At 40.9% G+C, this 2,478-nt stretch carries 2 protein-coding genes, 1 rRNA gene and 1 riboswitch; of the genes, 1 reads left to right on the plus strand and 2 read right to left on the minus strand.

The annotated features are described in order from the left end of the window. Positions 1 to 77 (plus strand): 5S ribosomal RNA (gene rrf, locus B1728_RS37525); the annotation flags it as partial. A 39-nt stretch (positions 78 to 116) separates the two neighbouring features. Here rrf and B1728_RS35365 read toward each other — a convergent pair. Both B1728_RS35365 and B1728_RS35370 read right to left on the minus strand, forming a co-directional pair. Beyond that, positions 117 to 812: a polysaccharide deacetylase family protein gene (locus B1728_RS35365; protein WP_483311005.1), complete on the minus strand. Its 696-nt coding sequence runs from the start codon at positions 810 to 812 to the stop codon at positions 117 to 119. A gap of 111 nt (positions 813 to 923) precedes the next feature. Next, the gene (locus tag B1728_RS35370) at positions 924 to 1,736 is read right to left on the minus strand and encodes a stalk domain-containing protein (protein ID WP_079915110.1); all 813 of its coding nucleotides are present in this window, start codon (positions 1,734 to 1,736) and stop codon (positions 924 to 926) included. After that, a riboswitch (cyclic di-AMP (ydaO/yuaA leader) is annotated at positions 1,735 to 1,877 on the minus strand. (Overlaps the previous gene by 2 nt.) Positions 1,878 to 2,478 lie beyond the last annotated feature (601 nt).

The raw sequence follows: 2,478 nt of genomic DNA on the forward strand, positions 1-2,478 counted from the left end.
CGAACACGAACGTTAAGCCTTCCAGCGTCGATGGTACTTGGACCGAAGGGTCCTGGGAGAGTAGAACGTCGCCAAGCAAAAAGCAGGTGATCTTTTAATCAGATCAGCTGCTTTTTTTATTTGCTTTTATTTTTAGCAATAAGATCAGTAACCGTAACGAATTGATAGCCCTGCTTTTTCAGCTCAGGGAGAATCCGTTTTAATGCCTCTACGGTTTGAGAGCAATCCCCTTGCAGATCATGAAACAAAATAATATCTCCATTATGAACATTGGATAAGACCGTGTTTACGATTTTATCTACCCCAGGTTTCTTCCAATCCTTTGTGTCCTGATACCAAGACCACATAACTACCGTTAACTTATCTTCCTTAGTAAGCTTAAGAAGAGCTTCATTATAAAAACCGCCTGGAGGCCTAAATACATGTGGCATTTGCTCGGTAATATCGAAAATAACTTCCTGTGTCTGGCGTATTTCCTCGATTAGCTTTTCAGATGAGACATTTTTTAAATAATGATGGTCGAAGGTATGGTTTGCAATTTCGTGGCCTTCATTCACTTCACGGATGGCTATAGCCGGGTACATTTGGACCCTTTTACCTAATACAAAAAAAGTGGCTTTAGCTTCATGCTGCTTCAGTATATCGAGAATTTGTGGAGTGTAAACGGGATTAGGCCCGTCATCAAAAGTAAGGGCGATTAGCTTTTGGTCGGTAGTTACATTCCAAACGACCTCGCTGCTTGGCTTGCTGGTTGCAGCCGTAGTAAGGGTTAATAAAGAGCCACAGAGCAATAGTTTGGATAGAAGCCGGATCAAGGAAGTCCCTCCCTCCACTGTATGTGGTTTTAGTCTCTCTTATATGGGCGTGAATATACAAAAAGGCAGCTGCCATAAAGCAACTGCCAAAGGGAGACAAGAAGGTATTTACTTGATAACGTATACTTTAACTTGTTGAATGCCGAATTGATCTGCTTTAGCTTTACTATCCGGAACATAAATGTCGATTTTGTCCCCTTTAATAGCCCCGCCTGTATCGGAAGCTGTAGCGAACATTCCTCCAGAAGGCAGTCCATCATAGGAATAACCTTCAATGTACACCTTGGTACCTAGAGGTATGATGGACGGATCTACTGAGATCGTTCCAACCTGAAGGGGATTACCGAAATAATCGATGCTTGGGTGTCCTCCATTTTCAGAAGGAGCTCCAGTGTATGCGGTAGCTTTTGCCTCAATTACTTTTTGATAAGATGGGGCATACCAAGCAGGAGCATGATACCGTCCGTCTTCATCCAGAATCGCGATGTGATTAGCAGGATCCCATTGCATTTGAATATTTAACACGCTAGCTAACATTCTTACAGGAAAATAGGCTCTTCCGTCGACCAGAGTTGGAACGGATTGAAGAGCAACCGGCTTGTCATTAACAAGGGCGGCCGAATCTCCGGTGGTAAATATAACGTTGTTCTGTTTGTTTTTTAGTGTAATTTTTAGTTCTTTACCTGTCTGCTCCCAGTGGGCTTCATAGCCCAGTTTTTCGCTAACAAAGCGAATAGGTACTTGTAATGAACCTGAGCCATCCAAAAAAGGCTGAGCGTCTGGAAACGCAATCAGTTCATCGTTGACCTGTACTTTGTAGCTGTCGTCATGCGGAATCGCAGCATGAGCTGCGGATAAAGGCGTTAATACCGAAAGGAATAACGCGGACGACAAAATAAGACTCTTTACAAAATGTTTCATAGTCCCTCCTTGGGCCTCCGAGGTTAGTTGACGGATTCGGGAAGAGGTTTCTCCCTAGTTTGGATAACCCAAACATTCACCCCATGAAAATCGTCCCCCGTACAAACAATTAATAAAAGTTTGATTCGGCATTTTTAGAAATTACCATAGAACAATAGGATGTTCAATGCACAAATAAAACCAATAACTCCCTATTTATGGTCGGTTGTCCTTTTTTATCGAGGAAATGGTAAAACGATTACATTTTTTGAGGTGTATTGCTAGATGCCATAAAGTTATTATTATCAAAGGTCAATTCGTACTAATTCGTATTCTCCTATACATATAGAAAGAGAAAGTACCTGTAGGAATGTTGAGTACTGAAATACATGGGAAGGAAGTAAACGAAAAAGAGATGAGGGATAGGAACATTAGTAGTCGGAAATGAATTACTAGTATATATTAAAATGAAAGCTTGCAGAGATGCGGTATTCGTGATATATTATATTTCTGCCCAGCCGGCAGGCTTACTGATTTGAATGCAGTTCAAAAGAGAACTTAAAAATAAAATCATAAAAAGCTTGCATTGAGTAGGCAGATGTGTTATATTATAAAGGTCGCTTTTGACGGAAGTCGAAAACGAACGAAGATTGTCCTTTGAAAACTGAACAACGAGTGAATGTTTGAACAGAGAATGAAAATTCTCGCTAGCATTGAATTTTGAGCTTAAGACAAGCTCTATTATAGATCACTTCGGTGATCA

The sequence above is a fragment of the Paenibacillus sp. 32352 genome (assembly GCF_002042965.1).
Taxonomy (GTDB): domain Bacteria; phylum Bacillota; class Bacilli; order Paenibacillales; family NBRC-103111; genus Paenibacillus_S; species Paenibacillus_S vulneris.